The organism is Thermosynechococcus vestitus BP-1 (assembly GCF_000011345.1).
In the GTDB taxonomy this organism is placed as follows: Bacteria; Cyanobacteriota; Cyanobacteriia; order Thermosynechococcales; family Thermosynechococcaceae; genus Thermosynechococcus; species Thermosynechococcus vestitus.
Map to the genome: position 1 here is coordinate 1,186,378 of NC_004113.1, position 25,357 is coordinate 1,211,734.

The 25,357-nt window shown below is 52.8% G+C and carries 25 protein-coding genes; 17 read left to right on the forward strand and 8 right to left on the reverse strand.

Annotated features, from left to right (window positions below; translation table 11 throughout):
• The first annotated feature begins 2 nt into the window (after positions 1–2).
• Positions 3–1,433, forward strand: a complete 1,431-nt coding sequence (locus TLL_RS05835) for a hypothetical protein (RefSeq protein WP_164920822.1) — start codon at positions 3–5, stop codon at positions 1,431–1,433.
• Here the strand turns inward: TLL_RS05835 and TLL_RS05840 are convergent.
• From TLL_RS05840 to TLL_RS05845, 3 genes are read right to left on the reverse strand one after another with little or no spacing between them, the layout of a single operon-like run.
• The gene (locus TLL_RS05840) at positions 1,430–3,052 is read right to left on the reverse strand and encodes an MBL fold metallo-hydrolase (RefSeq protein ID WP_011056997.1); all 1,623 of its coding nucleotides are present in this window, start codon (positions 3,050–3,052) and stop codon (positions 1,430–1,432) included. The two genes, TLL_RS05835 and TLL_RS05840, sit on opposite strands and share 4 nt — an antisense overlap.
• 32 nt (positions 3,053–3,084) lie before the next feature.
• Positions 3,085–3,219 (reverse strand): hypothetical protein, encoded by a 135-nt coding sequence (locus TLL_RS13055; RefSeq protein WP_024124343.1) that lies wholly within the window; start codon positions 3,217–3,219, stop codon positions 3,085–3,087.
• 56 nt (positions 3,220–3,275) lie between these two features.
• Complete coding sequence (locus tag TLL_RS05845; RefSeq protein WP_011056998.1) at positions 3,276–4,091, reverse strand: FAD-dependent thymidylate synthase; 816 nt, start codon at positions 4,089–4,091, stop codon at positions 3,276–3,278.
• A gap of 301 nt (positions 4,092–4,392) precedes the next feature.
• Here TLL_RS05845 and TLL_RS05850 point away from each other — a divergent pair, with 301 nt between their 5' ends.
• The 6 genes from TLL_RS05850 to TLL_RS05875 all read left to right on the forward strand — a co-directional run bounded on the left by TLL_RS05850 (position 4,393) and on the right by TLL_RS05875 (position 13,975).
• Positions 4,393–5,217, forward strand: coding sequence for an alpha/beta fold hydrolase (locus TLL_RS05850; protein ID WP_011056999.1), 825 nt, complete (start codon positions 4,393–4,395; stop codon positions 5,215–5,217).
• A 40-nt stretch (positions 5,218–5,257) separates the two neighbouring features.
• The gene (locus tag TLL_RS05855; protein ID WP_011057000.1) at positions 5,258–6,589 is read left to right on the forward strand and encodes a sensor domain-containing diguanylate cyclase; all 1,332 of its coding nucleotides are present in this window, start codon (positions 5,258–5,260) and stop codon (positions 6,587–6,589) included.
• Positions 6,590–6,694: 105 nt separating this feature from the next.
• Positions 6,695–9,886, forward strand: a complete 3,192-nt coding sequence (locus TLL_RS05860) for an efflux RND transporter permease subunit (protein WP_011057001.1) — start codon at positions 6,695–6,697, stop codon at positions 9,884–9,886.
• Between the two features lie 27 nt (positions 9,887–9,913).
• On the forward strand, positions 9,914–10,084 hold the full coding sequence (locus TLL_RS05865; RefSeq protein WP_164920823.1) for a hypothetical protein: 171 nt from the start codon (positions 9,914–9,916) through the stop codon (positions 10,082–10,084).
• A 1,939-nt stretch (positions 10,085–12,023) separates the two neighbouring features.
• Positions 12,024–13,718, forward strand: coding sequence for a group II intron reverse transcriptase/maturase (ltrA, locus tag TLL_RS05870; RefSeq protein ID WP_011057003.1), 1,695 nt, complete (start codon positions 12,024–12,026; stop codon positions 13,716–13,718).
• A 119-nt stretch (positions 13,719–13,837) separates the two neighbouring features.
• Positions 13,838–13,975 carry a hypothetical protein gene (locus TLL_RS05875; protein ID WP_164920825.1) on the forward strand — a complete coding sequence of 46 codons (138 nt, stop codon included), beginning with the start codon at positions 13,838–13,840 and terminating at the stop codon, positions 13,973–13,975.
• A 90-nt stretch (positions 13,976–14,065) separates the two neighbouring features.
• On the opposite strand, the gene TLL_RS05880 is transcribed toward TLL_RS05875, so the two are convergent.
• Positions 14,066–15,238, reverse strand: a complete 1,173-nt coding sequence (locus TLL_RS05880; protein ID WP_164920826.1) for an RNA-guided endonuclease InsQ/TnpB family protein — start codon at positions 15,236–15,238, stop codon at positions 14,066–14,068.
• Between the two features lie 223 nt (positions 15,239–15,461).
• Between TLL_RS05880 and TLL_RS05885 the strand changes: the two genes are divergently transcribed.
• The gene (locus TLL_RS05885; RefSeq protein ID WP_011057005.1) at positions 15,462–15,845 is read left to right on the forward strand and encodes a hypothetical protein; all 384 of its coding nucleotides are present in this window, start codon (positions 15,462–15,464) and stop codon (positions 15,843–15,845) included.
• A gap of 9 nt (positions 15,846–15,854) precedes the next feature.
• Here the strand turns inward: TLL_RS05885 and TLL_RS05890 are convergent, their stop codons facing one another.
• The gene (locus TLL_RS05890; protein ID WP_011057006.1) at positions 15,855–16,547 is read right to left on the reverse strand and encodes a hypothetical protein; all 693 of its coding nucleotides are present in this window, start codon (positions 16,545–16,547) and stop codon (positions 15,855–15,857) included.
• Between the two features lie 580 nt (positions 16,548–17,127).
• Here TLL_RS05890 and coaD point away from each other — a divergent pair.
• Both coaD and TLL_RS05900 read left to right on the forward strand, forming a co-directional pair.
• The gene (gene coaD, locus TLL_RS05895; RefSeq protein ID WP_011057007.1) at positions 17,128–17,634 is read left to right on the forward strand and encodes a pantetheine-phosphate adenylyltransferase; all 507 of its coding nucleotides are present in this window, start codon (positions 17,128–17,130) and stop codon (positions 17,632–17,634) included.
• The gene (locus TLL_RS05900) at positions 17,589–18,227 is read left to right on the forward strand and encodes an ATP synthase F0 subunit B (RefSeq protein WP_011057008.1); all 639 of its coding nucleotides are present in this window, start codon (positions 17,589–17,591) and stop codon (positions 18,225–18,227) included. The genes coaD and TLL_RS05900 overlap by 46 nt, the downstream gene beginning before the upstream one ends.
• A gap of 93 nt (positions 18,228–18,320) precedes the next feature.
• On the opposite strand, the gene TLL_RS05905 is transcribed toward TLL_RS05900, so the two are convergent.
• A complete protein-coding gene (locus TLL_RS05905) occupies positions 18,321–19,280 on the reverse strand; it encodes an alpha-E domain-containing protein (RefSeq protein ID WP_164920827.1) in 960 nt (319 codons plus the stop codon).
• Positions 19,281–19,337: 57 nt separating this feature from the next.
• Between TLL_RS05905 and TLL_RS05910 the strand changes: the two genes are divergently transcribed.
• The 4 genes from TLL_RS05910 (at position 19,338) to murQ (ending at position 22,674) form a co-directional block, all read left to right on the forward strand.
• Positions 19,338–19,670, forward strand: a complete 333-nt coding sequence (locus TLL_RS05910; RefSeq protein ID WP_011057010.1) for a DUF565 domain-containing protein — start codon at positions 19,338–19,340, stop codon at positions 19,668–19,670.
• Positions 19,671–20,091: 421 nt separating this feature from the next.
• Positions 20,092–21,120, forward strand: a complete 1,029-nt coding sequence (gene pdhA / locus TLL_RS05915) for a pyruvate dehydrogenase (acetyl-transferring) E1 component subunit alpha (RefSeq protein WP_011057011.1) — start codon at positions 20,092–20,094, stop codon at positions 21,118–21,120.
• 58 nt (positions 21,121–21,178) lie between these two features.
• Positions 21,179–21,751: a hypothetical protein gene (locus TLL_RS05920; RefSeq protein ID WP_011057012.1), complete on the forward strand. Its 573-nt coding sequence runs from the start codon at positions 21,179–21,181 to the stop codon at positions 21,749–21,751.
• Positions 21,748–22,674: an N-acetylmuramic acid 6-phosphate etherase gene (gene murQ / locus TLL_RS05925; RefSeq protein WP_011057013.1), complete on the forward strand. Its 927-nt coding sequence runs from the start codon at positions 21,748–21,750 to the stop codon at positions 22,672–22,674. Before TLL_RS05920 ends, murQ begins: the two co-directional genes overlap by 4 nt.
• Here murQ and TLL_RS05930 read toward each other — a convergent pair.
• A complete protein-coding gene (locus TLL_RS05930; protein WP_011057014.1) occupies positions 22,671–22,967 on the reverse strand; it encodes a hypothetical protein in 297 nt (98 codons plus the stop codon). The genes murQ and TLL_RS05930 overlap by 4 nt on opposite strands.
• 67 nt (positions 22,968–23,034) lie before the next feature.
• Here TLL_RS05930 and TLL_RS05935 point away from each other — a divergent pair, with 67 nt between their 5' ends.
• From TLL_RS05935 to TLL_RS05945, 3 genes are all read left to right on the forward strand, one after another.
• A complete protein-coding gene (locus tag TLL_RS05935) occupies positions 23,035–23,145 on the forward strand; it encodes a YSIRK-type signal peptide-containing protein (RefSeq protein WP_164920828.1) in 111 nt (36 codons plus the stop codon).
• 356 nt (positions 23,146–23,501) lie between these two features.
• On the forward strand, positions 23,502–23,942 hold the full coding sequence (locus TLL_RS05940; RefSeq protein WP_231833842.1) for a hypothetical protein: 441 nt from the start codon (positions 23,502–23,504) through the stop codon (positions 23,940–23,942).
• A gap of 12 nt (positions 23,943–23,954) precedes the next feature.
• Positions 23,955–24,923, forward strand: a complete 969-nt coding sequence (locus TLL_RS05945) for an o-succinylbenzoate synthase (RefSeq protein ID WP_011057016.1) — start codon at positions 23,955–23,957, stop codon at positions 24,921–24,923.
• Positions 24,924–24,946: 23 nt separating this feature from the next.
• Here the strand turns inward: TLL_RS05945 and tnpA are convergent, their stop codons facing one another.
• Positions 24,947–25,339 carry an IS200/IS605-like element ISTel2 family transposase gene (gene tnpA / locus TLL_RS05950; RefSeq protein ID WP_011057017.1) on the reverse strand — a complete coding sequence of 131 codons (393 nt, stop codon included), beginning with the start codon at positions 25,337–25,339 and terminating at the stop codon, positions 24,947–24,949.
• Positions 25,340–25,357 lie beyond the last annotated feature (18 nt).

Genomic DNA, 25,357 nt, shown 5'->3' on the forward strand with positions numbered 1-25,357 from the left:
GAGTGAAGTCAGCTATGGGCGGATGGGAGTTTTTATTGCAAAAGGAGGGCGATCGCGCTTGGTTGCCCCTAGAGCCACCCTCGGCGGAAGTTTTGGAGGGCAGTTACCGCTTGATGGCGCGCTGTCCTGTTCCTGAAACCTCTGTGGAGGTGCAAATTAGCCATCTTTACGATGATCAGGGGGTGCCCAAGCAACGCTATCAACGCCGCACCCACCGCAGCAGTTCCACCGGACTCATGGGTATTCTGCCCTTTACCTATTTGCAGCCGGGGCGTTGGGAGTTTCAATGCCGTGTGGCGCGAGAGGGGGTGCTGGATTCAGAGGTGTTTGCGATCGCCCTTGATGTCCTTGCCCAAAGCGAAGAGTGGGACTTGCCCACACCAGAAACCTTGCCTGCGGTGCCAGAGCCACCAGTTAAAGCCGCCGACCCCCCTCCGCCCCAAGAACCCGCCCCTGCACAACTGCCCACGACGCTGATTGAGCTGCCCCAAAGTGCCTATACCATCTTTGCCGATGAAACGTTAGTTTTGGAGGGCACAGTTGCTGTTCCCGGTACAGTGGTGGTTCGCTTGCGCAATCCCGTCACCCGCGATGTGGTACAGGAGCACTCAGTGCCAGCGATCGCCCGCGAGGGGAAATGGGGGTTTCAGTGTACACTCACACCCTTGGCCGATTATCCAGTTATGGTGGGGGAAGCCCGCCTCCTACCCAACAAACCCCTAGAAGACAGCGATCTTCGCCAAGTCCAAGCCTTTATGGTCACGGTGCTCCCGGCACCCGAGATCCCTGCCGTCTGTGCACCACCCCAACCCTCCCCCCCAAAGCGCAAAACGCCCCCTGGTCCGCAGTTGCCCATCTTAGGGGATACGGCCCTCCAACCGGTGCCAGTGAGCGGCTTCTCCCTGCCGCCCCAACTGAAGCCTGTGAAAGCGCCCGTTGTTGTGGATTTGCCCAGCTTTTGCCAGCCCCTCTCTGCGGTTACTGTACCACCGCCTCGCGACTTGCCCAGGGATCGCCAAAAGCGATTTTGGTCGCGATTGCAGCAGTTAGCTGAGTTAACGCCCCCCCTTGAAACCACACCCCCAGGATCGACAAATCCTGAGAGTACCTATCTATTGACCCCACCCCAGCTCCTGCTGTCACCGGAGCCACTGGTATCGCCGCTGCACCTCAAGGTGAATTTGCCTGCAACACAACGGGGTTGCTCTGTCAAAGTGTGGATCACCAATGGCGAAACAGGAGAGTTAATCGCTGGCCCCCGCTGGCTAGTGGAGTTTGACTTTTATCCCTATGGGGATTACTGGCAAACTGTTCTTCACATTGACGTACCTGCTAGGGTCCGTTCCATTGCCCTGATGGCGATCGCCATTGACCCCAAAACAGGCGCGGAAAGCCCCACTGTGGTTCTGCAGCGACAGGTACAAACGCCCTAGCTTTCGGGTTCCGGTTGCGTTTCCGCCCGCTCAAAGCCTGGACAATAGCCCTCCGGGGCCACCTTGAAGTTGTAGAGGGCGGAGGCTTCGTTCCAGCAGCGTTGACCGCGATAAAATTGACAGTTAAAACAACTGGGCTGGTCGGGGGCGATCGCAGCTGAAGTACCACCGAGCACTTCTTTGGGGGTCATGCCGCGAATCAGTAATTGCTCCCCTTGCCAAGAGGCCAGAACAAAGCCGGTATCTGCCAGCCGTCGCCAGCGCGAATCCGTGGTAATAGAAGGCGGTAGGCGAATCATGACTTCATCATTCCACTCACTCACCTCTCCCTCATAGGCCAGTTGCACCAATGAACTGGGCGTCGAAAGTGTCAATTGGCCAATGGGAAATTGAATCGTTGAGCCACTGGTGGGGGTGTGCAGATGGTAGCGGTTACTCAATTCATTCAGGCTAGCCAAGTCCGCAAGGTAGTTGGGATCGCCGTGGATCAGCACCACATGCTGCGGTCGGATATTGTGAATCAGTTGAGTCGTTGCAGGGCCATCGGCATGGAGGGAGAGTAAAAACGTATCCACCTCCACATTGGGTAAGTCTCCGAACTCAGGATAGCCTTCCCGGACGGGCTGACCATAGCGCAGCCGTGGATAGAGCACCAGCCACGGGCGTCCCCCTTCGGTCAGGTAGGGGCGCAGGTCTTGATCCTCCTCCACAAGGACAATCGTAGGGACTTCACCTTGAATTTGCGCCCAATTGCTCAAGGGCTGCACTTGGGGTTTGACCCGCTGATCCCAAAAGAGGGACTGGTGGTGGGCAAAGTTTTGAATGGCGGTGGGTAAATGGGACAAAACCGTGAGGTAGGCATCACAACCGCGGGCGATCGCCGGCCCCACCCAAATCTGAATCGGCCGTCCTGTAAAGAGATGATGACTGCGCAACAGGATGAGAATTTCTTGGGCGGTACCGAGGGGCGGCAGGGGAAGTAATAGATTGTAGCCCTGGTCAATTGCTGTGCGCATGCGCTCCGCCAATTGGTTTTCCTGTTGCCGGCGGTGGGGGTGTCGCGCTGTGCCCAAGCTGCCTTCAATGATGAGCACATCCGGTTGCAATCCCCGTAGATCCGCAAGGGCCAGTCCTTCCGTAAAGCGAGTATGGGACAGGAAAAAATCCCCCGTATAAATCACGCTCAGGGGTGGTTGCTCTGGGTTTGCATCTTGATAGGTGAGGACAAAAACCGCTGCCCCCGGCAGATGCCCCGCAGGAAAGAGTTCAGCCGTTAGGCCATCGCCAAACTCCACGGGCGATCGCCAAGGTAAGGCACGGCAAAAGGGAGGCACCGTTTCATCTGGCCAATTCAGGGGCAACAGTTGCGTTGTCACTTCACTGGCATAGATAGGAATATGGGGAAAACGGCGATGGAGGGCCAACAGACTGCGGGCATGATCCGCGTGGGCATGGCTACAGAGCACTAGGTCAAAGGGATGCTGTTCAATCTCATCAAGGGGCAAGACATCAAGAGACGGCACACCGCAGTCCAGCAAAATCCGATAGGTGCCAATTCCTAAGCCAATGCACACCCCCTCCTCAGCGTGACCCACCCCATAGTTGAGGCACTCGATCATGAATGGTGATCAGTCACCCTCCCTTGTTAGATTTAGTGGGCAGAACCGTTACCGTGGTATTGATCCGTGTCGTAGAAGCCATTGCGGGTGCCAAAAAACAAACACAACAGAATAAATACAGGCGTCATAGCCAGCAAAATGGGCTTTACGCTAATCACAGCATCCATAGTTCACGCCTCGCTATAGTCAAGTCAGCCTCTTCTGGTACTCAGTGTATCGCGGATCATTGGCGGGGACGTGCTGATTTTCTCTCCTCAAAGTAACGGAGTTGTCGCCAACCAACAAAATTCGCGTAGGACTGGCGATCGCCCATACATTCGGCCACGTGCTCTAGGGGAGAGAGGTGCTTCGGTTCTGCTCCCGCCAAGCGCTCATAGAGGGCAAGATCAGAGGCAGGGTCACTGCGTTGGCCATCCCGCAGATAGTAGGAGACCCGTGCACAACGGGCCACAGACATATACTTGCACTCCTCAAGACTATATTGCTGGCGCTCAATCGGATCGATGTAGGGTAAGTGCCAATCCCCCACAGCCACAGGCGTGGGTTCATGGGTCTCCAGCAAATGCTGAATCAGCTTGGCCAAGGCCTGCATTTCTGGCTGGGCATCGGGGTGATTGCGCAAGCGCAGAAAGTTATCCCACTCGGTACTGCTGACAACCGTTTGCATCCACATCCACGGTTCAAGCATGCGGTTGACCACTTGCTTGTGAATTCCCAGCTCATGGAGCTGGCGTGCCCCCTCAAGAACTGCGAGGCGAGTTTTCAGCCAGATTTCCTTTGCCGCTTCCTTTTGTTCACTTTCTTCCCGCGCCTGCATCCCTCGCTGGTTTTTTCCCCAATGGTAGGGAATAACAGGATCCGCCTCCACCTGCGCCATCATTTTTGTGACGGGTACTGCCCGCGAACTGGCGGAATTGCGAGAAAACACGCGATGGGTGAGGAGTTCACTATGGATAAAGCGGGGATACGTGAGTTGAAGCGTCACCAAGCGCACCCCTGCTGGCGAAATTGAATCGGCAATGACACGCCCCTCTTGCATTTTTCTCTCTTCTGAATCTCTGCCTTTTCTAGGCTAGTGCAAGGGGAACACCGTCCGCTATTTTGCAGAACTTGACTTAGGAAGGTGAATCAGTGCTGTCCTAGCGGCAGTGGTTGGCCGGTCAATCAGCTGTTCAAGACTGCTGACTCACTTTAATGCAGTCATAAACTTTTGCTAAAGCATTTGGCGCCACTCTTTGAGATGTTATGCTTTTTCTAGGATTTTTCTTGGGGTTTCCAGCTCAATTCATTACACTAAAAGCTAAAAAACTCACTCAAGCTTTTATCAGTGCGAAACTTCTATGGAAATTACGAGTCAAGATCCCTGTGTTCCCGATCCTCTGAAGCCCTACGTCCAGATTGATGGCTGGGGCGAAGTTCCTGTTGTGCTTGGACATGGCTTTGGTACTGATAAAAGCGCTTGGGACTATTTAACCCCTTTCTTGCCTAAGGGCTTTACCTATATCCGCTATGATCTTGCAGGCTGTGGGTCCGATGAGGATACGCAACACCGCTACGATGTCCAAAGACACAGCCATTTGTATGGCTATGCTGATGATCTCATTGAATTGCTGGATCAGCTTGGCGTCCAATCTTGCATCTACGTTGGCCACTCGGTCAGCTGCATGATCGGTGCCATTGCCGCGATCGCCAGACCGGACTTATTTCGACGACACATCTGGATTGGTCCGTCCCCCTGCTATCTCAAGGATGAGAACTATCCTGGTACCCTCACCCCCGACGACCTACAGGCCATTTATGAAGCAATGGTGACGAACTATCAAGCATGGGCGGCGGGTTTTGCCCCACTCATGTTTGGGCTGAAGGAGGAGCACCGGCTCGCCGACTTTTCTCAGACCCTCTTTCGGTTGCAGCCAAGGATTGCCCTGCGCACTCTGCAAATGATTTTTGATTCTGATACTCGCTCTTTTGTCGGCAAAGTGCAGCAGCCTGTACACCTAATTTTTAACCGCAATGACTTCGTCGTTCCCCAAGGGGTAGCCCTATGGCTACATGCCACCTTGCCCCACAGTACCCTTGATTGGATCGACGCTCAAGGTCATCTTCCCCACATGACCCATCCCACAGCTGTTGGTTCTTTACTCAAAAAATACATGAGCATATAAATATACAATCTATTCTGGTACAATCGATTCTGGTTAGGGCATGCTAAAAAAAGTGCAGGAACACCTACCCCGCCAGCTTCTTCCCGCGCCCGATGCTATCACAGCATTTTGTCATCTCATTGCCAATTGGTCGCGATCTGAGCTTGTCCTTGCCCTAACTGTTGATCAGCAAGGCAATCGGGCACAAATTATCACCACAACCAGCACCAAATTTCCCAATCTGGAAATTATCGCGCCGTGGCGAGATTTAGTTCAGGGGACTGTCATTGATGTGCTGCCTTTTCTCAAACTGCCCTCTATTTTTTTCTGTCTTTTAAGTAAGGTTGAGCGAATTGTTTACATCCCCTGCGGTGAGCCAGAGAAGTGGTGCCAGGGGCTGCTGCTAGTGAATCCCGTCGAAGAGCCGCTGCAGCAACTCGCAGAACAGAAAGGCTACATTGCTGCTCTGTACCGGCAACTGTTGATTCATCATCGTCAAAGTCAAAATAGCTTCATCTTTGAAGCGCAATTCCAAGATATTTTCGACACAGTGCCGCTGGGCTTGGTTTTAATCAAGGGGGATAGCTCTACAGCAATGGTCAATTCCTACGCTGCTCAATGGCTACAACTGCCACCGGGGAGCCATCCAGTTCAGATTGTTGCTGAGCATATGAAACAGGGGTGGGAGAGATGCGATAACTGCGATGAGTTGGTCAACCTTTTTCAAGGGCTGGCTGCTAATGCCAACTTCAGTGCTCAAGGGGAGTGTCGGAGGGGTGAGAAAACATTTCTCATTGATACCCACCCGGTGCGTGGCGACAGTCGCCTAGGGCGCGTGTGGATCTTTTCTGACATCAGTGATATGCGTCAGCGGGAGCAAGCACTTCTGGCTCTGGCTTGGTTAGATCCCCTCACTGGCGCTTTCAATCGCCGCTTTCTATTGAGTCGAGTTGAGGCTTATGAGTCCCAAGCCGCTACGGGAGAAGCCCTGCTCACGGTCATGATTTTTGACATTGATCACTTTAAGCGCATTAATGATACCTATGGTCACGATCAGGGGGATGTGGTTCTGCGCACCTTGGCGGCAAGGGCAAAGCAGGTATTAGAGAGCTGCCAAGACGGCATTTTGGTACGCTGGGGAGGCGAGGAATTTGTCCTGTTGTTTTTTGTTGCCTACGAAGACCAGGCGAAAGCAGTTGCCGAGGAACTGTGCTCAGTGGTGAGAAGCCAGCCTGTGGAACTCACAGATCAGTATTCTTTGTCTGTGACAATTAGTTTAGGCGTCACTCTGTTTAGAGGGGGGGAACAGGTGCTCAGTGACTCCATTCCTCGTGCTGATCAAGCTTTGTATGAGGCGAAACATGGGGGGCGCGATCGCTGGGTGTGGGCATAGACCCCATCCCTTTTGGGAACTGGTCCGACCGCTGGGAAACAATGTTAAGGTAGCCGTGTCTAAAAAGATGACTTTTAAGTAGTTGACGACGGTCATTGACCTGCCATGACCTCCCCACCCTTTAGTTTTAGCCGCTTGGCGGTGACCCGCCACATCGGCACCCTGATGCTGACCCTGACAGTCATTGTTTTGGCGGTCTTTACCCTTTTGCGTTTGCAAGTGGATCTACTGCCGGGGATTACCTACCCGCGCATTGGTGTACGGCTGGATATTCCGGGGGTGGTGCCTAGTGTTGCTGTTGAGGAGGTGACCAAGCCCCTTGAGGAAGCCCTGAGTCGCACGGAGGGAGTGGTGCAGGTCTATTCCCAAACCCGTGAAGGGCAAGTCAGTATTGACCTATTTTTTGAACCCGGTGGCGATGTTGATCAAGCCCTAAATGAGGCCACCGCTGCCTTTAACCGTGCCCGCAGTACCTTGCCCGATATGATTGAGTCGCCGCGACTCTTTAAGTTTGATCCATCGCAATTGCCGGTTTATGAGTTTGCCCTGACCTCTGAAACCCTCAGTGGCCGCAAGTTACGGGTCTTTGCTGATGAGGATTTGGATCGCGAACTCAGTATCGTCCCTGGTGTGGCAGGAGTGGATGTCTCCGGGGGGACAACCGAAGAAGTGCGAATTCTTGTGGATCTGGATCGATTGCAGGCCACAGGGGTGGGGTTGAACCAAATTTTAACGGCGCTGAGCGATCGCAACCAAGATGTCTCAGGCGGACGTATTCGCGGCCAAAGCGCAGAACCCTTAACACGAACGGTGGGGCGCTTTCACAATCTCAGTGAAATTGAGGATGTGGTACTCACGGGCACCAATGGTCAGCGGGTCTATCTGCGGGATGTGGCACAAGTTGTCGATGGTAGTGCCGAACAACGGGTATTTGTGACGCTCAATGGCCAACCCGCCGTTAAAGTCAGCATTTTCAAGCAACCGACAGCCAATACGGTGGAAGTAGCCGATGGGATCAAGCGGCGTTTAGCGGAGCTACAGGCAGCAAATCTCGTGCCCCGCGATGTGCAGATGATTCCTGTCCTGGATGAGTCGGTTTATATCCGCAACTCCTTAAACAATGTGATCACCGCAGGCTTGACGGGAACCCTCTTGGCGGCGATCGCTGTGCTGCTGTTTCTTGGTTCGGTACGGCAAACCCTGATTATTGTGCTGGCCATTCCCCTATCTACGATGGCGGCAATGCTGCTGATGGGGCTATTTAATTTCTCCCTCAATGTTTTTAGCTTGGGTGGCCTCGCGCTCGGGGTTGGCATTGTCGTAGATAACGCCATCGTGATGTTAGAAACTTTGGCGGATATTGACCCTCAGCAGATGAGCCAAGAACAGTACCTGGAGGAGATGAAACGGCGCAGCCAAGGTATTGAATCAGCCCTTGTAGCATCTACCCTCACCAACTTGGTTGCCATTTTGCCTTTTTTGTTGTTAGGGGGCTTGCTTGCACTGCTCTTTAATGAGTTGATTCTAACGATTAGTTTTGCCGTTGCCGCATCGCTGCTGGTGGCACTCACGGTGGTGCCGGCCTTGGCCTCTCGCCTTTTGGCGGTACGGGTGCAAAATCGCCTACGGCAGGTGGCCTTGATTCGCCTTTTTAATGAAAAGTTCCTCTGGCTGAGAGGACGCTATGAATGGGCCTTGGGGCAGGTGCTGCGGGCGCGCTGGCTAGTGGTTGGGCTGGCGATCGCTCTCCTTGGCGGCAGCAGTTGGCTTTTGGCTCAGGAAATTCCCCAAGAGTTACTACCACGCATTAATACTGGTCAAGTCAACCTAACGGCCATTTTTCCCCCTGGGACACCCCTGCCCCAAAGTCGCCGTGTCATGGCGGCAGTGGATGAGGTACTAATGGCCCAACCGGGAACTAAGGCCGTCTTTACCACCACTGGGGGTGCCCTCTTTGGCACGAATACCATTGCCAATCCGCTGCGAGCCAATAGCACCATTATTCTGCGGCATGGTGTTAATGTGGATCGCTACATTACAGAGGCCACAACAGCCCTTGATCAACTGAACCTTGTGGGGGTGCGGCTGCGCCTGCGTCCCGGCCAAGTGCGGGGGATTATTCTCACCAACTCCCCCGTGCGCGGTGCCGATGTGGATGTGATCCTACGGGGCAGCGATGAAGAGACCCTGAGCCGCTTTGGTCGCCAAGTGCTGCGAGTTCTTGATGAAAAGGCCACATTAGTGCGCTTCCGTCCCGATGCCGATCCTCGTCAGCCCGAAATTCAAATTCTGCCGGATTGGGAGCGGGTGAGCGAACTCGGGCTGAACACCCTCAATCTTGGCCAGACGATTCAAACAGCTTTGACGGGGTTTGTGCCAACGCGGCTGCAACGGGGCGATCGCCTAGTCGATATTCGCGTCCAACTGAGCAGTGAGAGCATCCAAAACCCTGCCGACCTAGCCACAATTCCCCTTTTTAGCGCCAATAACCGTCCCCTCCGCCTTGGGGATGTCGCTCACATCGAACCCAGTCAAGCACCGGCGGAAATTCAGCGGATCAATCGGCAACAGGTCTTTATCCTAGCGGGTAATCTGGTCGAAGGTGCCAGTCTCAGTGCAGCTCTTGCTGAGATCAACGCCATTGTGAGGGCGCTGGAGTTCCCGCCGGGGGTGTCCCTGATGCCCAGTACAGCAGCTCAAGCCAATCAGCAATTGCAACAGGCCTTGGGGGTCCTGGGCGGTTTGGCGGCCTTTCTCGTGTTTGTGGTCATGGCGGTACAGTACAACTCCCTGCTTGACCCCCTAGTGATTATGTTTACGATTCCCTTGGCTCTCGCCGGTGGCATTTGGGGCTTGTACCTGACACGGACAGCCATTGGCGCCACGGTGATTGTCGGTGCCATTTTACTCGTGGGGATTGTCGTCAACAATGCCATCATCATGGTCGAACTGGCCAACGAAATTTACCAGCAGGAGGGCTGTAGCCGTAGCCAAGCCATTCGCAAAGCTGCCCCTGCCCGTCTGCGCCCAATAATGATGACCACGATTACAACAGTGGTGGGCATGTTCCCCTTGGCATTGGGGCTAGGCGAAGGCTCAGAATTTTTGCAGCCCCTTGGCATTGTTGTGTTTTCTGGCTTGGCTGTGGCAACACTGCTCACCCTCTTTCTCATTCCCTGTTTTTATGTAATTCTGCATGGCTTTGAGCGTACTGGCCACCGTCGTCTTCCTGCGCCCTTGCCAGCACCCGCTGTTCCCCCAACAGGTGCCTCCCCTGAGGAGCTTCAGGAACACTAATGGGGTAGGCCAACATTACTGTTTAGATTGGGTAGTGACGCCGCTGCCCAAGTTCTGCCGATGACCGCTGTTGACCCTATTGCCGTTAGCCAGGATACTGCCGTTAGCCAGGATACCCTCCTCGAAGTACGCCAACTGGGTGTGTTCTCCCGTAATCAACCGCTGCTGGGCAATGTCAGCCTCACTATTTACCCGTGACAATTGGTGATATTGATCGATGCCTTGGGGTCTGGCAACAGCCTACTGTTAAGGTTTTGAACCGCTTGATGAAACTTTTTCCAATATTTCCACATGACTGGAGAAATTCACTATCGGCAGTATGCCCTCAATAGGTGGAATGTATCGCAACTGCGCCGTCGTATGCCGATGATGTTCAGTAGCCCCAGTCTTTTTCAAAGTCAATTTATGACAATGTTGCCTTTGGTGCCCGTGGGCATGGCTATAGGGGAATCTCGCTGCCCTTGTGCCATCTTCCTTCTTGGAACAGGTGAATCTGGGGCACACTCTGAAAAATCATTGACGTGAGCCGGCACTGCAGCTGCTCCTAGAGCAGCAACAACGTCTTTGCCTAGGGCGGGCGATCGCCCTGCCACCGGGGATTCTGCTACTGGATGCCTGGATACTGCTGCCACCCGCCCCATGGAGGCGTGTCTGTGTCACCGCAAACAAACCTACACTTTAGATCATGCCGTGCGACGCGAAAGCTAGCCAGATGATTGTCCCACTAGCCCAACAAGCTAGAACGGGACCGGTTGTTCCCCCAACCGTAGCCTAGGGAGGCATGCGCGACTGGTAACGGTCAGGTATGAAGCCCTCCCGACAACGGAGCCCGAACCGAAAGGTTGAAGCCGAATCCGTGAGGAGGAAGCAACTTTGCCAGCGTCAGGCGATAGGGAGCTAGGCTTGAGGGTATGGTGAACGCAAGTGAAGTGACGCCAGAAGCCTCGTTACTATAAACAGGCCAAAGACGCCGATAGGCCTGAGCCAAAATGGCAAACGGACTGGTTTCACTGCTGTCATCTCAGTGGACGGGGACAATAGTTCCGTCGGGGTAAAGTCACCACCTAACCCCTCGCGTCATCTGGTTGGAACGCGGTAAGCCCGTATCTTCGCCTTGAACATTCAAGGCAGGCAAACCGTAAGGAATGCTGATGAGGGTGCGGGTATGGGATGCAGGAGAAAGCGAATGCTGGTCTGTAACGGACCGGATAGGGGTTGAGGAAACAATCCAACATCACCCCGCCCGAAAGGGAGCAGACTTCCTGCTGGTCTCCCTTTGCGAGATAACCTGTAGAACCTCTTGAATGGAGACAAGGCAGTGCGACGCGAAAGCTAGCCAGATGATTGTCCCACTAGCCCAACAAGCTAGAACGGGACCGGTTGTTCCCCCAACCGTAGCCTAAGGAGGCATGCGTGACTGGTAACGGTCAGGTATGAAGCCCTCCCGACAATGAAGCCCGAACCGGAAGGTTGGAGCCGAATCCGTGAGGAGGAAGCAACTTCACCAGCGTCAGGTGATAGGGAGCTAGGCTTGAGGGTATGGTGAACGCAAGTGAAGTGACGCTAGAAGCCTCGTTACTCCAAGCAGGCCAAAGATGCTGATAGGCCTGAGCCAAAATGGCAAAGCGGATTGGATTCACTGCTTGCTTTTCAGTGAACGGGGACAGCAACTCCGCCGGGGTATAGTCACCACCTAACCCCTCGTGTCATCTGGTTGGAACGCGGTAAGCCCGTATCTTCGCCTTGAACATTCAAGGCAGGCAAACCGTAAGGAATGCTGATGGGGGTGCGGGTAGAGGAGGTGGGAAAAAGCGAATGCTAGCCTGTAATGGGCTAGATAGGGATTGAGAATGCTGGCAGGACATTCAACATCATCCCACTCGAAAGAGGGCAGACTTCCCGCCGGTCCCCCCTTACGAGAAAGTCTATAGAACCTTCCTAATGGTGACAATGCAAATGGCGGTGATCTTGAGTCACTGGTGCGGTCACCAACCTGCTCAAAAGGTAGAGAGGCTGTAGATGAGTATCGTAAAGGTTGCATGCACAACCGGTTCCTCTTAAATGAGGGGTCCTGGGGGGCTCGAGCCGGATGCGGGGAAACTTGCACGTCCGGTTCCTAGGGGGCTAGGGGGCAGCGATGCCCCCCTGCTACCCGACAATGACGGTGGACCAAACCACTGGTGCGGTCACCAACCAAACGGAAACAAGCTGGCACAGCATAAACTGGACCAAAGCCAACCGTGAGGTAAAGAGGCTGCAAGTGCGTATCGCAAAGGCTGTGAAGGAAGGACGCTGGGGCAAAGTGAAAGCTTTGCAATGGCTCCTGACCCACTCGTTCTACGGCAAAGCCCTCGCCGTGAAACGGGTAACTGACAACTCAGGCAGTAGAACACCTGGTGTGGACGGGATAACCTGGTCCACACAAGAGCAGAAAACCCAAGCCATAAAGTCCCTCAGGAGAAGAGGCTATAAACCCCAACCCCTGAGGCGGGTATACATCCCGAAAGCAAACGGCAAACAGCGCCCGCTAGGAATCCCGACAATGAAGGACAGGGCAATGCAGGCACTATATGCACTAGCCCTAGAACCAGTCGCGGAAACCACAGCAGACCGGAACTCCTATGGGTTCCGCCGAGGGCGATGTACGGCAGATGCGGCAGGACAATGCTTCCTTGCTCTGGCAAGAGCCAAGTCGGCTGAACACGTCCTTGACGCTGACATATCCGGATGCTTTGATAACATCAGCCATGAGTGGCTACTAGCCAACACTCCACTGGACAAAGGGATCTTACGGAAATGGCTTAAATCTGGGTTCGTCTGGAAACAGCAACTCTTCCCCACCCATGCTGGGACACCTCAGGGAGGGGTAATCTCCCCAGTTCTTGCCAATATAACCCTAGATGGGATGGAAGAACTGTTGGCCAAACACCTCAGAGGTCAAAAAGTCAACCTCATCCGATATGCTGACGATTTTGTCGTGACGGGAAAAGATGAGGAAACCCTGGAGAAAGCCAGAAACCTAATCCAGGAGTTCCTAAAAGAACGGGGCTTGACCCTGTCCCCCGAGAAGACAAAAATCGTCCATATTGAGGAAGGCTTCGACTTTCTCGGATGGAACATTCGCAAGTACAACGGGGTTCTTCTCATCAAACCCGCGAAGAAGAACGTGAAAGCGTTCCTCAAGAAAATCCGAGACACTCTAAGGGAACTTAGGACAGCAACCCAGGAAATCGTGATAGACACACTCAACCCAATCATTAGAGGTTGGGCCAACTATCACAAAGGACAAGTCTCTAAGGAAACCTTCAACCGAGTGGACTTCGCCACCTGGCACAAATTGTGGCGATGGGCAAGGCGCCGGCACCCAAACAAACCTGCCCAATGGGTGAAGGACAAATACTTCATCAAAAACGGAAGCAGAGACTGGGTGTTCGGTATGGTGATGAAAGACAAGAACGGGGAACTGAGGACCAAACGCCTAATCAAAACCTCTGACACCCGAATCCAACGCCACGTCAAAATCAAGGCAGACGCCAATCCGTTTCTCCCAGAGTGGGCAGAATACTTTGAGAAACGCAAGAAACTCAAAAAAGCCCCTGCTCAATATCGGCGCATCCGCCGAGAACTATGGAAGAAACAGGGTGGTATCTGTCCAGTATGCGGGGGTGAAATTGAGCAAGACATGCTCACTGACATCCACCACATATTGCCCAAACACAAGGGTGGTTCTGACGACCTGGATAATCTTGTCTTAATCCACGCCAACTGCCACAAACAGGTGCACAGCCGAGATGGTCAGCACAGCCGGTCCCTCTTGAAAGAGGGGCTTTGAGAGGCCTGAGCCGGATGCTGGGAAACTAGCACGTCCGGTTCTTAGGGGGCTAGGGGGCAGTAATGCCCCCCGCTACCCGACTACACTTTTAGATCCTGTTAGATAGATCATGTGAGATCATGGCAACCCATCACCTGCGACAGGCAGCGCCAATTGCTGACTGGACGGCCTTTTTAGCCCTGCAAACCAATAGTCAGGGACAGACAGTGGGGAACGGATTGAGTACGCGCCCACCTGCTTACTTTTTCAAAGGCTAGCCCATCCCTTAAGCCGCAATTCTTTCAGTGGTCGGTTCTAGATGTTCCCATTGACATCCTCCCCCCGCTAAAGCAGGGAGATTCCCAAAATCACTTTTGGGACTTTCTGCTTCTTCGCAGTTGCCCTCCAGACGTATGTCTATCAGGTCTTACACCCGCTCCACAGACTGTAACCGTGTGTCCCACGGCCAAAATATTCCCAGCGGCATTTATATCCCGGTCATGGTGCGCCCCACACTTAGGACAGTCCCATTCTCGGACACTCAATGGCAACCACTCAACAATGTGACCACACTGTCCACAGCGTTTAGAACTGGGAAACCATCGGTCAATCTTCACCAGTGTCCGACCATACCACTGGGCTTTGTATTCCAATTGCCGTACCAGTTCGCCCCATCCAGCATCACTGATGGATCGGGCAAGCTGACGGTTCTTGACCATGTTTTTCACAGCCAACGACTCGATTACGATCGTTTGGTTTTCACGTATCAATCGAGTCGTCAACTGGTGCAAATGGTCTTTTCTGGCATCAGAGATTTTCTGGTGAATCTTGGCAACTTTCAACCGCGCCTTATCCCAATTGCGAGAGCCTTTTTGTTTGCGACTCAAAGACCGCTGCGCCTTACGGAGTCGTTTGTAGTAGCGGTTAAAGTGCTTGGGGTTGGCAATCTTTTCCCCTGTACTCAGGGTAATGAGGCTGCTAATCCCTACGTCCAAACCAACCGACGGGTCGACGGGCTGCAGTGTCAACTCTCTGGGGTCATCAAACCTCAGACTGATGTACCACTGTCCAGCAGGGTTAAGCCTGATGGTCACCGTGGATGGTTCAACACCATCTGGAAGCCGTCTCGACCAGGGAATATTCAGCGGTTCGTTGCACTTTGCCAAGAATACTTTTCCGTCTTTCCACCTAAAAGCAGACTTGGTGAATTCTGCGCTACCGCCATTGCGTTTCTTTTTGAAGTTGGGATATTTTGCCCGACCTGCAAAGAAGTTACTGAAAGCAGATTGCAGATGTCTCAATGCCTGCTGCAAGGGAACACAGCTAACCTCATTCAAAAACTGAAGGTCATCTTGCTTCTTCCACTGAGTAAGCAAGGCAGAGGTTTGAATGTAGTCAAGTCTCTCTTTTCGTTCATACCAGGCTTCTGTTCTCGCTGCCAGTGCTCGATTATAAACCAACCGAACACAGCCCAATGTTCTCCGAAGCAGGGATTCCTGCTCGGTCGTTGGGTAGAAGCGGTAACTGAAAGCCTTTTCCACGCCTGACATTATAGCGATTATTCTGTGAGTAACACAACTATACTTGGCAGTCACAGACTATCGCTCCTATCCCTCCCCTCCCTAAAGGAAGGGGTCTCTCGGAGGTAAAGATGAAATCTACTTCATTAAGAGCGATCGCCAGAATTACTTAGAACCGATTCTCTTTTTCAGTGCTGCGGCTAGCTCCAGTAGTGACGAGATTCGCACGGCCCTCAAAGCATTTGTGGCCAATACCCCTAGCCGCTTCCCCTTAACACTGGTTGAAAGTCCACGCTCAGCCACTGCTCCTGTGCATCTCGATAGTCCTGTGATGACCCAATTGCGTCGCTCGCTCCTGTTTATTGCCGATGGCACAGCAGTGGAGAATGGCCAGTTGCACACCATGATTGCGCTGGAATTAGGCTACGCCCTTGCCAGCAAACGCCGCAATCAAATCCTTGTTATTCAGCAGGAGCACCCAAGCCAGCGGGCACCTCTACCGATTGAAGTTCCCAGTCGTCAGCGTTTTGTCTATGACACTCCCCAAACCCTAAATGCAAACTTAGCAACTGTGCTGCAAAGGCTTTTAGAACCCTTTGAACTCTTTCGAGGGGAATCCCTCAGATAATTGCTGCTATCAATCAACCAGATCGTAGAGCAAGTAGGAAGGAATCCCCGCTTCTAAAAGAAGGCGAGGCAGAATGGGCAGCACCCGACAGCAATGCCGAATGAAATTATGGATCCACTGTTGCAGGGTTTCTGCCTCATGGTTAGTGAGCAGTTGCTCACAGGGTCTAAAGTCGCGGTTGTGGAACTGCGCCACTTGAATTTTTGCCAGCCAGCTTTCACGGGGACGGGTCAACAACCAATAGTTGGTGACAATCATCTTCCCTAGGTAGCGCACGGCCACCTCTGTAATGCGTCGAAAGAGTTCGTAGTATTCGGGGAGTGTGGTGGCTTCTTGGTTTGCGGGAGGAGCAGCAGGTTTGTTGTCTGGGTTAGCTAGCTCGCTAAAGAAGGATAACAGCTCTGTAATTGTATTGGGGGACACTGGCAAGTCAAGACCAATGAGATCAAAAATTCTTCCCTCGATGTGTTGTAGCTGAAGGGTTTGATGGGGTTCATTGGCTTTTATTTTTTGATGCAAATTAATCAGAAATTCTAATTGATTAAGCTGTGGATATGTTAGGTGCTGGAAGTTGATGTAACGGTCTAGATCCTCCTCATTGATCTTGTGTGGAGAGCGATCGCAACCCAAACAGGACTGGATCGCAGGATGCTCCGCTAGCAAGCGTCGCACATAGTGACGAGTCAGTGGAGAAATGTTCATGTTCTAGCTCCTTATAAGTAAAGAGAACACAGGGAAAATAAGAACTCCCTTTCAATAAAGTAGCCAAGTAAGAGTGAGACAATTGTTAGAATTATTAGAATAAATAATCATTAAATAAGCTATTCTTTTAGTTAGATTTACTTCCTTGCGCTTAAAGTGAGGTTAAAGATAGTTCTAGTTTTTTACATCAAATATCTTCCCTTATAAACCCTGAGTTCGAAGATCGTCAAGTATTCATCGATACAAACAGGCTGCTTGTTGCGATCCTGTAACAGGATCACGACATGATCGGCTTGTATTCTATAAATTCACTAACATTTATTTGCATTTAGGCTGGTTCTTAGTATCTAAGACTACATTAACTTTTGCTATAGCATAGAATAACAAACTTTTCTTCACATTCAAGGGAAAGTTCTTAATACTCGTTTGTCCTTTGAGCAACTGCTTCACTCCTCCCTAGAGACAAGGAGCTTCCCGGCTCTCTGCCCATGTTGGGGTGTAACATGCACCGCCTCTAGAAATCAGGGATGATTGTTTGGCATCTTCCCCCTATGCTGTTAGAGGTTGGGTTGGACTGTTTATGCTGGCTGTTTATCCTGGAAGTTTTGATCCCATTACCTTGGGACACTTGGACATTATTGAGCGGGGAGCACGCCTATTTAGCGAAGTCATTGTGGCGATCGCCCACAACCCTCAGAAAAAAGCTCTCTTTAGTGTTGGCCAACGCATTAAGCAAGTGCAGGCGGCCACCAGCCACTTAAAAAATGTGCGAGTGGATACGTTTGATGGTCTGACCGTTGAGTACGCGCGATCGCAGCGGGCAAGGGTTCTTCTGCGGGGGTTGCGGGTGTTGTCAGACTTTGAATACGAGCTTCAGATGTCCCACACCAATAAAAGCCTCTGGCCAGAGATTGAGACAGTGTTCCTCACCACGTCCAATGAGTATAGTTTCTTAAGTAGTAGCTTAGTAAAAGAAATTGCCCGATTTGGCGGTAATGTTCGTCATCTTGTACCAGCCAATGTTGCCAAGGATTTAGAAGCATGCTTTACTCAAACACCGATCCCATCTCAACGACCGCTGGAGTAAACGAGGCCCTTGATGCCCCTTCCGCTGTGCTGCAACTCTTGCAACAACTACAAAAGCTGGAAGAACTCCTGATTCTTGAAGGAACAAAGATTCCGCTGACGGGACGCAAACTCATTGATGAAGAGCAGATCCTTAACCAGCTTACCCAGATTGAAGAGGCGATCCCCGAATCAGTGGAGGCCGCGCAACAGATTCTCAAGCAGCGCGATGAGATTATCAAAAAAGCCCAGTACCGCGCCCAAGAAATTCTTCGTGCTGCAGAGCAACGTGCTGCCCAAATCACTGATGAACTGCGGATTCGCCAGCAGGCAGAACTAGAAGCTCAGAAAATTCGCCAGCAGGTGCAACAAGAGGTGGAGCTTATGCGCCAACGGGCGATCGCGGAAATCAATCTGCTACGGCAAAACACGGAAAAAGAACTAGCCCACCTACGTCAAGTGACTCACCGTGAATGTCAGGAGCGGCAACAGGAAGCGGATGCCTATGCCGATCGCACCCTTGCGGAAATGGAACGGCAACTCAAGGAAATGCTAGCGGTGATTCAAAACGGGCGTCAATACCTCAAGCAGCACCCAGCCCACCGTCAACCTTAGGAAAGTCTCCCACTGCTGTTTGTCAGTGCTTCGATCCGGGGGGCGATCGCCCAGGAGCTCCTACGGCCACCTCGCCCCAACGGAATTGTCACACTAGCGGGTTTTCACAGGCTCTAAGGTAAAGAACGTTTGAAAAATTTGCGTATCCACCTCATTCATTTGCTGCTGCAAGTAATCGAGGAACTCGTGCATGCCTTGACTAATAATTTCATCAATCGTCAAATAGTCCAGTTGCGATCGCAGGCGTCCCAGTTGGCGTTCCACAGGCTGGTGCCAACTCCCCAAGGGAGTCCCTGTAATCCTGTAGAGGGATTTTTCCACCTGCAACAGACAAAAGCGAATTGCGCGCGGAAACTCGCCATCAAGAATCAAAAACTCTGCTACCCCTGCGGGAGTAATCCGATGGGAACCCCGTTTACGGTACATCTCATAGGCACTAGCAGATTTCAGGAGCGCAATCCAGCCCAACTCATCAATGGGCGTACCCACATCTTCCACCGAGGGCAACAGCAGATAGTATTTCACATCGAGAATCCGCGAGGTTTTATCGGCTCGCTCCAGTAACCGTCCCATTTGGCCAAAGTGCCACGCTTCATTGTGGCTCATGGTGCTGTCCATCACGCCAGCAAAAAGATGACTGGCCTGTTTCACTTGTTCCAAAAAGCTGGCAATCTCTAAGCCCTCAGGGGCTTTGGCCGCCTCGCGCACCATTGTGTAGAAGGCATTCACCTGCTGCCACATTTCTGAGGAAATCACCTCGCGAATGGATGTGGCATTCTCCCGTGCCGCCCGCAGACACGAGATGATGGAGTTGGGATAGGTGGTGTCAAAGATGAGGAACTGAATCACATTTTCAGCCGTAGCAGTGCCGTAGTGCTCCTGAAAAAAGGATAAATCCCCCGTTGTTAACACGAGGGGATCCCATTGACTAGAAAGACTCGTGGGCAGATCCAGCAGCATATTCAAGTTGACATCAACAAAACGAGCAATATTCTCTGCCCGCTCAATGTAGCGATTTAACCAATAGACCGCATCGGCAACACGACTTAACATATACTGGCAAGCATTCACTCTCTGCCCACTCTAGCAACCTTTTCCGGTCTTGAGTATATGCAGCGAACCCGTCTTAATACCCTGCTTGATCGTCTAGGCGCTGGCATTCAGGAGCAGTTAAAAAATCCATGGCGACGGCTAGCAACCCTGAGTATTGCCTTTCTCTTTGGGGTGTTCTTGGGCTTGGCAATTTCTTCTAGTGCGGGTCAACTGGGCTATTTAGATATTATCGCCTCAAGCATGGTGGCGATCGCTGCCGAAGTGATTAGTGCGCTATTTTATAGCGATCGCTGGAAACTGCGGCAAACCCTCTTTGGCGAAATGCTCAATGCTCTGAAGTTTGGTCTGCTCTATGGCTTGTTCCTCGTTGCCTTCCTTCTAGGCAGTTAGTTGCTGATACAATTGGGCACACCTGAAGGAGCATCGCTGCAATTTTGACCGCGATTCCCGACAAGGAACCGCCAGAAGACCTGGAAGCGCTCCTTGCAGCCGCAGCACCGGCAGACTGGCCAGTTGCATCCTAGAAACCCCAGGGCACGGTTTGGACGAGTGGCTGCTGCCCGTCTCTCACCTCTCTTTAGAGCCGCAGCAACCAGGAGCCTTGGCCATTTCTCTGGCACTGCGATCTACGGGACTTTTGAGCCAACCAGCAAGGGGCAGGAATACCCATTGACTTCCATGAAGAGAGGCTGGGATTCCCTTGGCACTCCCATATTTAAGAAAAAGGCTGTAATTTGAGTACAATAGTGGGATGCCAACGGCAGCTTGCCCTGTTGGTACGGCGTTTACCCCAAGTTAATCATTGCCTGCTATGGTTCAAGAGCGTAGTCTGCCCTCTTTGTCCATTCCCCAAACGGCCATTACCCGTGAGCAAGGGTTAATGCTCTATGAGGATATGGTCCTGGGGCGCACCTTTGAAGATAAGTGTGCCGAAATGTATTATCGGGGGCGGATGTTTGGCTTTGTGCACCTCTACAACGGTCAAGAGGCTGTCTCTACGGGCGTGATCAAGGCGATGCGTCCCGATGACTACGTCTGCAGTACCTATCGCGATCACGTCCATGCCCTGAGTGCCGGTATACCTGCCCGTGAGGTGATGGCTGAACTCTTTGGCAAGGCGACAGGCTGCAGCAAAGGCCGGGGCGGCTCAATGCACCTGTTTTCCGCCAAGCATAATTTCTTGGGGGGCTTTGCCTTTGTGGCTGAGGGGATTCCTGTGGCTACGGGGGCGGCCTTTCAGACACTGTATCGCCGTCAAGTGATGGGGGATGCCAAAGCCGATCAGGTCACCGCTTGCTTCTTTGGCGATGGTGCCAGCAATAATGGCCAGTTCTTTGAGTGCTTGAATATGGCCGCCCTCTGGAAGTTGCCTATTCTGTTTGTTGTAGAAAATAACAAGTGGGCGATCGGCATGGCCCATGAGCGTGCCAGTTCCGAAACAGAAATCTACAAGAAGGCCAAGGTCTTTGGCATGGTGGGTGAAGAAGTGGATGGTATGGATGTGCTGGCGGTGCGTACAGTGGCTGAGGCGGCAATCGCCCGTGCCCGTGCCGGTGAAGGCCCAACCCTCATTGAAGCTTTGACATATCGTTTCCGGGGTCACTCCCTTGCAGATCCCGATGAACTGCGCTCCAAGGAAGAGAAAGAATTTTGGCTAAAGCGGGATCCCATCAAGAAGCTGGGTGCCTACCTCGTGGAGCAAGAACTCGCCACTGGCGAAGACCTGCGTGCCATTGAGCAAAAAGTACAGGCGATTGTGGAGGATGCTGTGACCTTTGCCGAGCAAAGTCCGGAGCCTAAGCCTGAAGAACTCTATGACTATATCTTTGCGGATGAGTAATGGCGGCTCAATTCGGTTGACCACATTACAATAGAAAAAACTCTCCTAGAGCATTGGCATGCTGTTGACGCCTCACCTTCTATTTGCTTGGCTCGATGGTCTTTGGGATGGGATATTTTCCACCCAAGGGATTATGATCCTGCTGCTGATGGGCTACGCAGGGGCAATGTGGCTCTTTTTGTCCAGTGCTCCCAAGGTTTACACCGTCATGGTCTCGGATCTAGAGCACGCACGGCAGTTCTATGAGCAGGAGTTGGGTTTAGCCATTGCCGATGTGCCCCTGCACTACTACTACAACTATGAGCAAACCCTGGGTGTGGCCTCGATGGATCCCCTCTATGTCCCCTCGGCCCTGAGCTACAGCAGTCCCAAGCGCCCCAGTCCCAGTGATGGTTTGTGGTACCAACTCAAGAAAAATACCCAACTCCATGTCATTAGTGGTGCTAGCAAGGGGGAACGCAATCGCCAGCGCCATGTCTGCTTTGACCGTGAGTGCCTCGAACTCCTATTGTTGCGAATTCAGCGGCGGCAACTGCGCTACAAAATGCGGAGCGATCGCCCCCTGAATTTCCTTGTTAAGGACTACGACGGCACTGTGATTGAAATGGCAGAAATTTCGGCGCGGCCATGACCAATCTCCAAGAGCTCCCTAGTCGTGGCCATCTCTTGACAGAGCAGATCAATCCCGCCAGTCAAAACCTCGATCAGCTCACCCCCTTGGAACTGGTTGATCTTTTTAATCAGGAAGATGCCCATACCCTGCGGGCGATCGCCCAAGCCCGCGAGGCTTTAGCCCAAACCATTAGTGCCACAGCAGCCCGCCTCCGCCAAGGGGGACGGCTTTTTTACATTGGTGCCGGCACTAGTGGTCGTTTGGGGGTTTTGGATGCTGCGGAATGTCCACCCACGTTTTGTACACCGCCCCATTTGGTTCAGGGTATTCTCGCTGGCGGTGACGCAGCCCTGGTGCGCAGTTCCGAAGGGCTAGAGGATCGCTACGAAGACGGCGCAGCGGTGGTGGGCGATCGCCAGATCACGGCCCAAGATGTGGTCATTGGCATTAGTGCTGGCGGCACGACTCCCTATGTCCATGGGGCACTGGATGCTGCCCAAGGGGTGGGGGCCCTGACTGTGTTTATGGCCTGCGTTCCCGTGGAGCAAGTGCAGCGCAGTGCTGACATTGATATTCGCCTGTTAGTGGGGCCTGAACTTCTTGCTGGATCCACCCGCTTGAAGGCGGGTACCGCAACAAAAATGGCACTGAATATTATTTCCACAGGGGTGATGGTGCAGTTGGGCAAAGTCTATGGCAACCGTATGGTGGATGTGGCCGTCAGCAATCGTAAACTCCTGGATCGTGCCCTGCGGATTCTCACGGATGTCACAGGAATGGATCGCGCAGCGGCCGCGGCGCTTCTCGAGCGCAGTGGCTACCAAGTGAAGCGTGCCCTGCTCATGCACTGGACAGGCCTGGATGCCCCTGCTGCTCAAGCCCTACTGGATCAACAGAATGGCCAACTGCACGCGGCCAGAAGTGCTGCCCTTGACCCCTAGAGGTCCACTTTGAAGCGGAAACCACGGCCACTGCGGGGTTCCTCAAACTGCCTGTAGACTCTTGGTTCTGGGCGGGCAGGCACAGGGGAAATCTCCAGGCGGTTTTCAATCTCCGCCATACTACTTACAGGCTGGTCAGCATTGGGACTTGCCCCAGGATTGGGGGCGGATTGCAGTGCTGATCGCAACTCGGGACTCACTTGAATCGGGCCAATGGCAGCAGAATCTGCAAAGGCAGGTAAAGCAGTCAGTGTGCTGGCAAAAATCGCCAAGGTGAGGGTGGAAAGACGCATAGGGAGAGACCTCAAAGGGGGTAAAACTAGGTATTTATAACCCCTAACTGCGTTGGGAGTATTCTCTATGGGCTCTATTTTAGCTGTTAGGTGGGCAGCCCTGCGCTTTACCGTTGGCGCAGCCTCGGTGAGTGTTGGGATGCAAGCCCTGCTTGCTGCCTGGGGTACCGCTCGCTAGAGGTGCGCAGCAGTAACCAATCTCTGCTGCTGGGGCTGTTTGAGTTTTCGATGTATTTTCCTAGGGTTAATACCGTGACACCTGCCGATGATGCAGTGAAATCCAACTCATGCCAAAGCACATTTTTCCCCCAAACCTGATTCATGAATGCGGTAGCCAATATCCAACAGAGGGCGGTGGGGGATCCCCCCTTAACGCTCAGAAAAGGCCCGATGGAGTAGCAGAGGCCATGGAGAAGCCTGCGCGCTACCCGTCAGCATCAGTATTGAAAGTGTGTCACAAAAATTTCTGCTGATCTCTACCCCTACCCATAGGGTAACGATACAATCAGGACAGCCATTGGGGATGTGAGACACGTGAATCATACATTTTTAGTTGATGGGGGACGGTGGCTGCTCAAGGGCACGTGGCTAGAGGCCAATCAAGAACCCATTCCAGTGACGGGCAGGATTCTTGTCTCCTACGGCCAAGATGACTGGTTTTCAATGGCGGCCAAGATCACATTTGCCGATCAAGTGAAGCCAGAATTACTGTTGCAGTCGCGGGGAAAGGTGGAACTGGATGAGCAGGTGTTTACCTATGTGCTCCAACACAGCCTCTTGGGTCGGCTAGAAGGGGAGGGCTGGATTACCCCCCATGCGATCGTGCAGCAGTTTATTTTGCTGGGGGATGTCAACCGCTGTACCGGTTTTGAGCACTACTGGCAGTTGGATGCCAATCACTACACCCTGCTTAGCGGCATTCACAACAACCATAGGCTCAAACATTTGCTTGAGGCCACCCTTGAGCGGGTTTAGTGGGGGTGAGGGGTGCGCTGGCAATGGCGTATCTATGAGGAACCTCTTCAGGAACCCTTGACAACGGCACAGGGGGTCTGGCGATCGCGCTCAGGGATTTATCTGCGTCTCGAAGATGAACAGGGTCAAGTGGGCTACGGTGAAATTGCCCCCCTCCCCGGCTGGGGCAGCGAAACCCTCAATGCTGATATTGCCCTGTGTCAGCAACTCCCTGGCCACCTGACCCCAGAGATCATGGCCACAATTCCAGAGGCGTTACCTGCTGCCCAGTTTGGTTTTGCCACCGCCTGGCAGAGTGTGGGGCGATTGCCCTATAGGGTGCGTCCTTGGCCAATCTGCGCACTTTTAGGGAGTGGTCAGGCTGCCCTTGAGCAGTGGCAGCAGTCTTGGCAACGGGGACAAACGACCTTCAAGTGGAAAGTGGGTGTGATGTCTCCAGAGGAGGAACAGGCAATCCTCAAGGCGCTACTGGCTGCGCTGCCCCCAGGGGCCAAATTACGCCTTGATGCCAATGGCAGCTGGGATAGGGCAACGGCAAACCGCTGGTTCGCTTGGCTCGATCGCCATGGGAACGGCAAAATTGAGTATGTGGAGCAACCGCTACCCCCTGACCAATGGCAGGCTCTATTGAGCCTTGCCCAAACGGTGACAACAGCGATCGCCCTCGATGAAAGTGTGGTCAGTGCTGCGGAAGTGCAGCGTTGGGTCGATCGCGGCTGGCCAGGATTCTTTGTGATTAAGACGGCTCTCTTTGGTGATCCAGACAGCCTGAGTCTCTTGTTGCGGCGGGGTTTAGAACCGCAGCGGCTCGTCTTTTCCTCTGCCCTCGAAGGGGCGATCGCCCGCACGGCGATTTTTCATCTTTTGGAAACATGGCAACCCTGTCATGCCCTCGGCTTTGGCGTTGACCGCTGGCGATCGGCACCCCTACTGACTACCCTTACCGCCTACGAACGCCTCTGGGAACGCCTTGACCAATGAAATGGGATACAAGCCCCGTCCTTTTAGGACTTTTGATTTCTCATGTATTCCTTAAGCACCTCTAACGGCGCTCCTCCAACAGATGCCGCAAAATAACTAGGGCTCCAAAGTGATTCTTCATGTGGTTTTGGTAGTGCAGCTTTTCCATATCGACGACTAGATACACCTTTAAGCGCATTTACAATCTGGGAAAGAGAAAGTTTGGGAGGATACTCGATTAGCGCATGGACATGGTCTTCTTCGCCGTTAAATTCAAGAATCTGAAAATCCATCTTCTTGGCGACTTCTCGAAACGATTTCTCGATTAGCTCTAATCCCTCAGCGCTAAGGACTGGCCGGCAATACTTAGTCACGCATACCAAATGAATCTTTAGGTCCGTAACACTGTGCCTTCGTTTACGAAGATGACTTGACATTGCCTGTAGACCAACCTA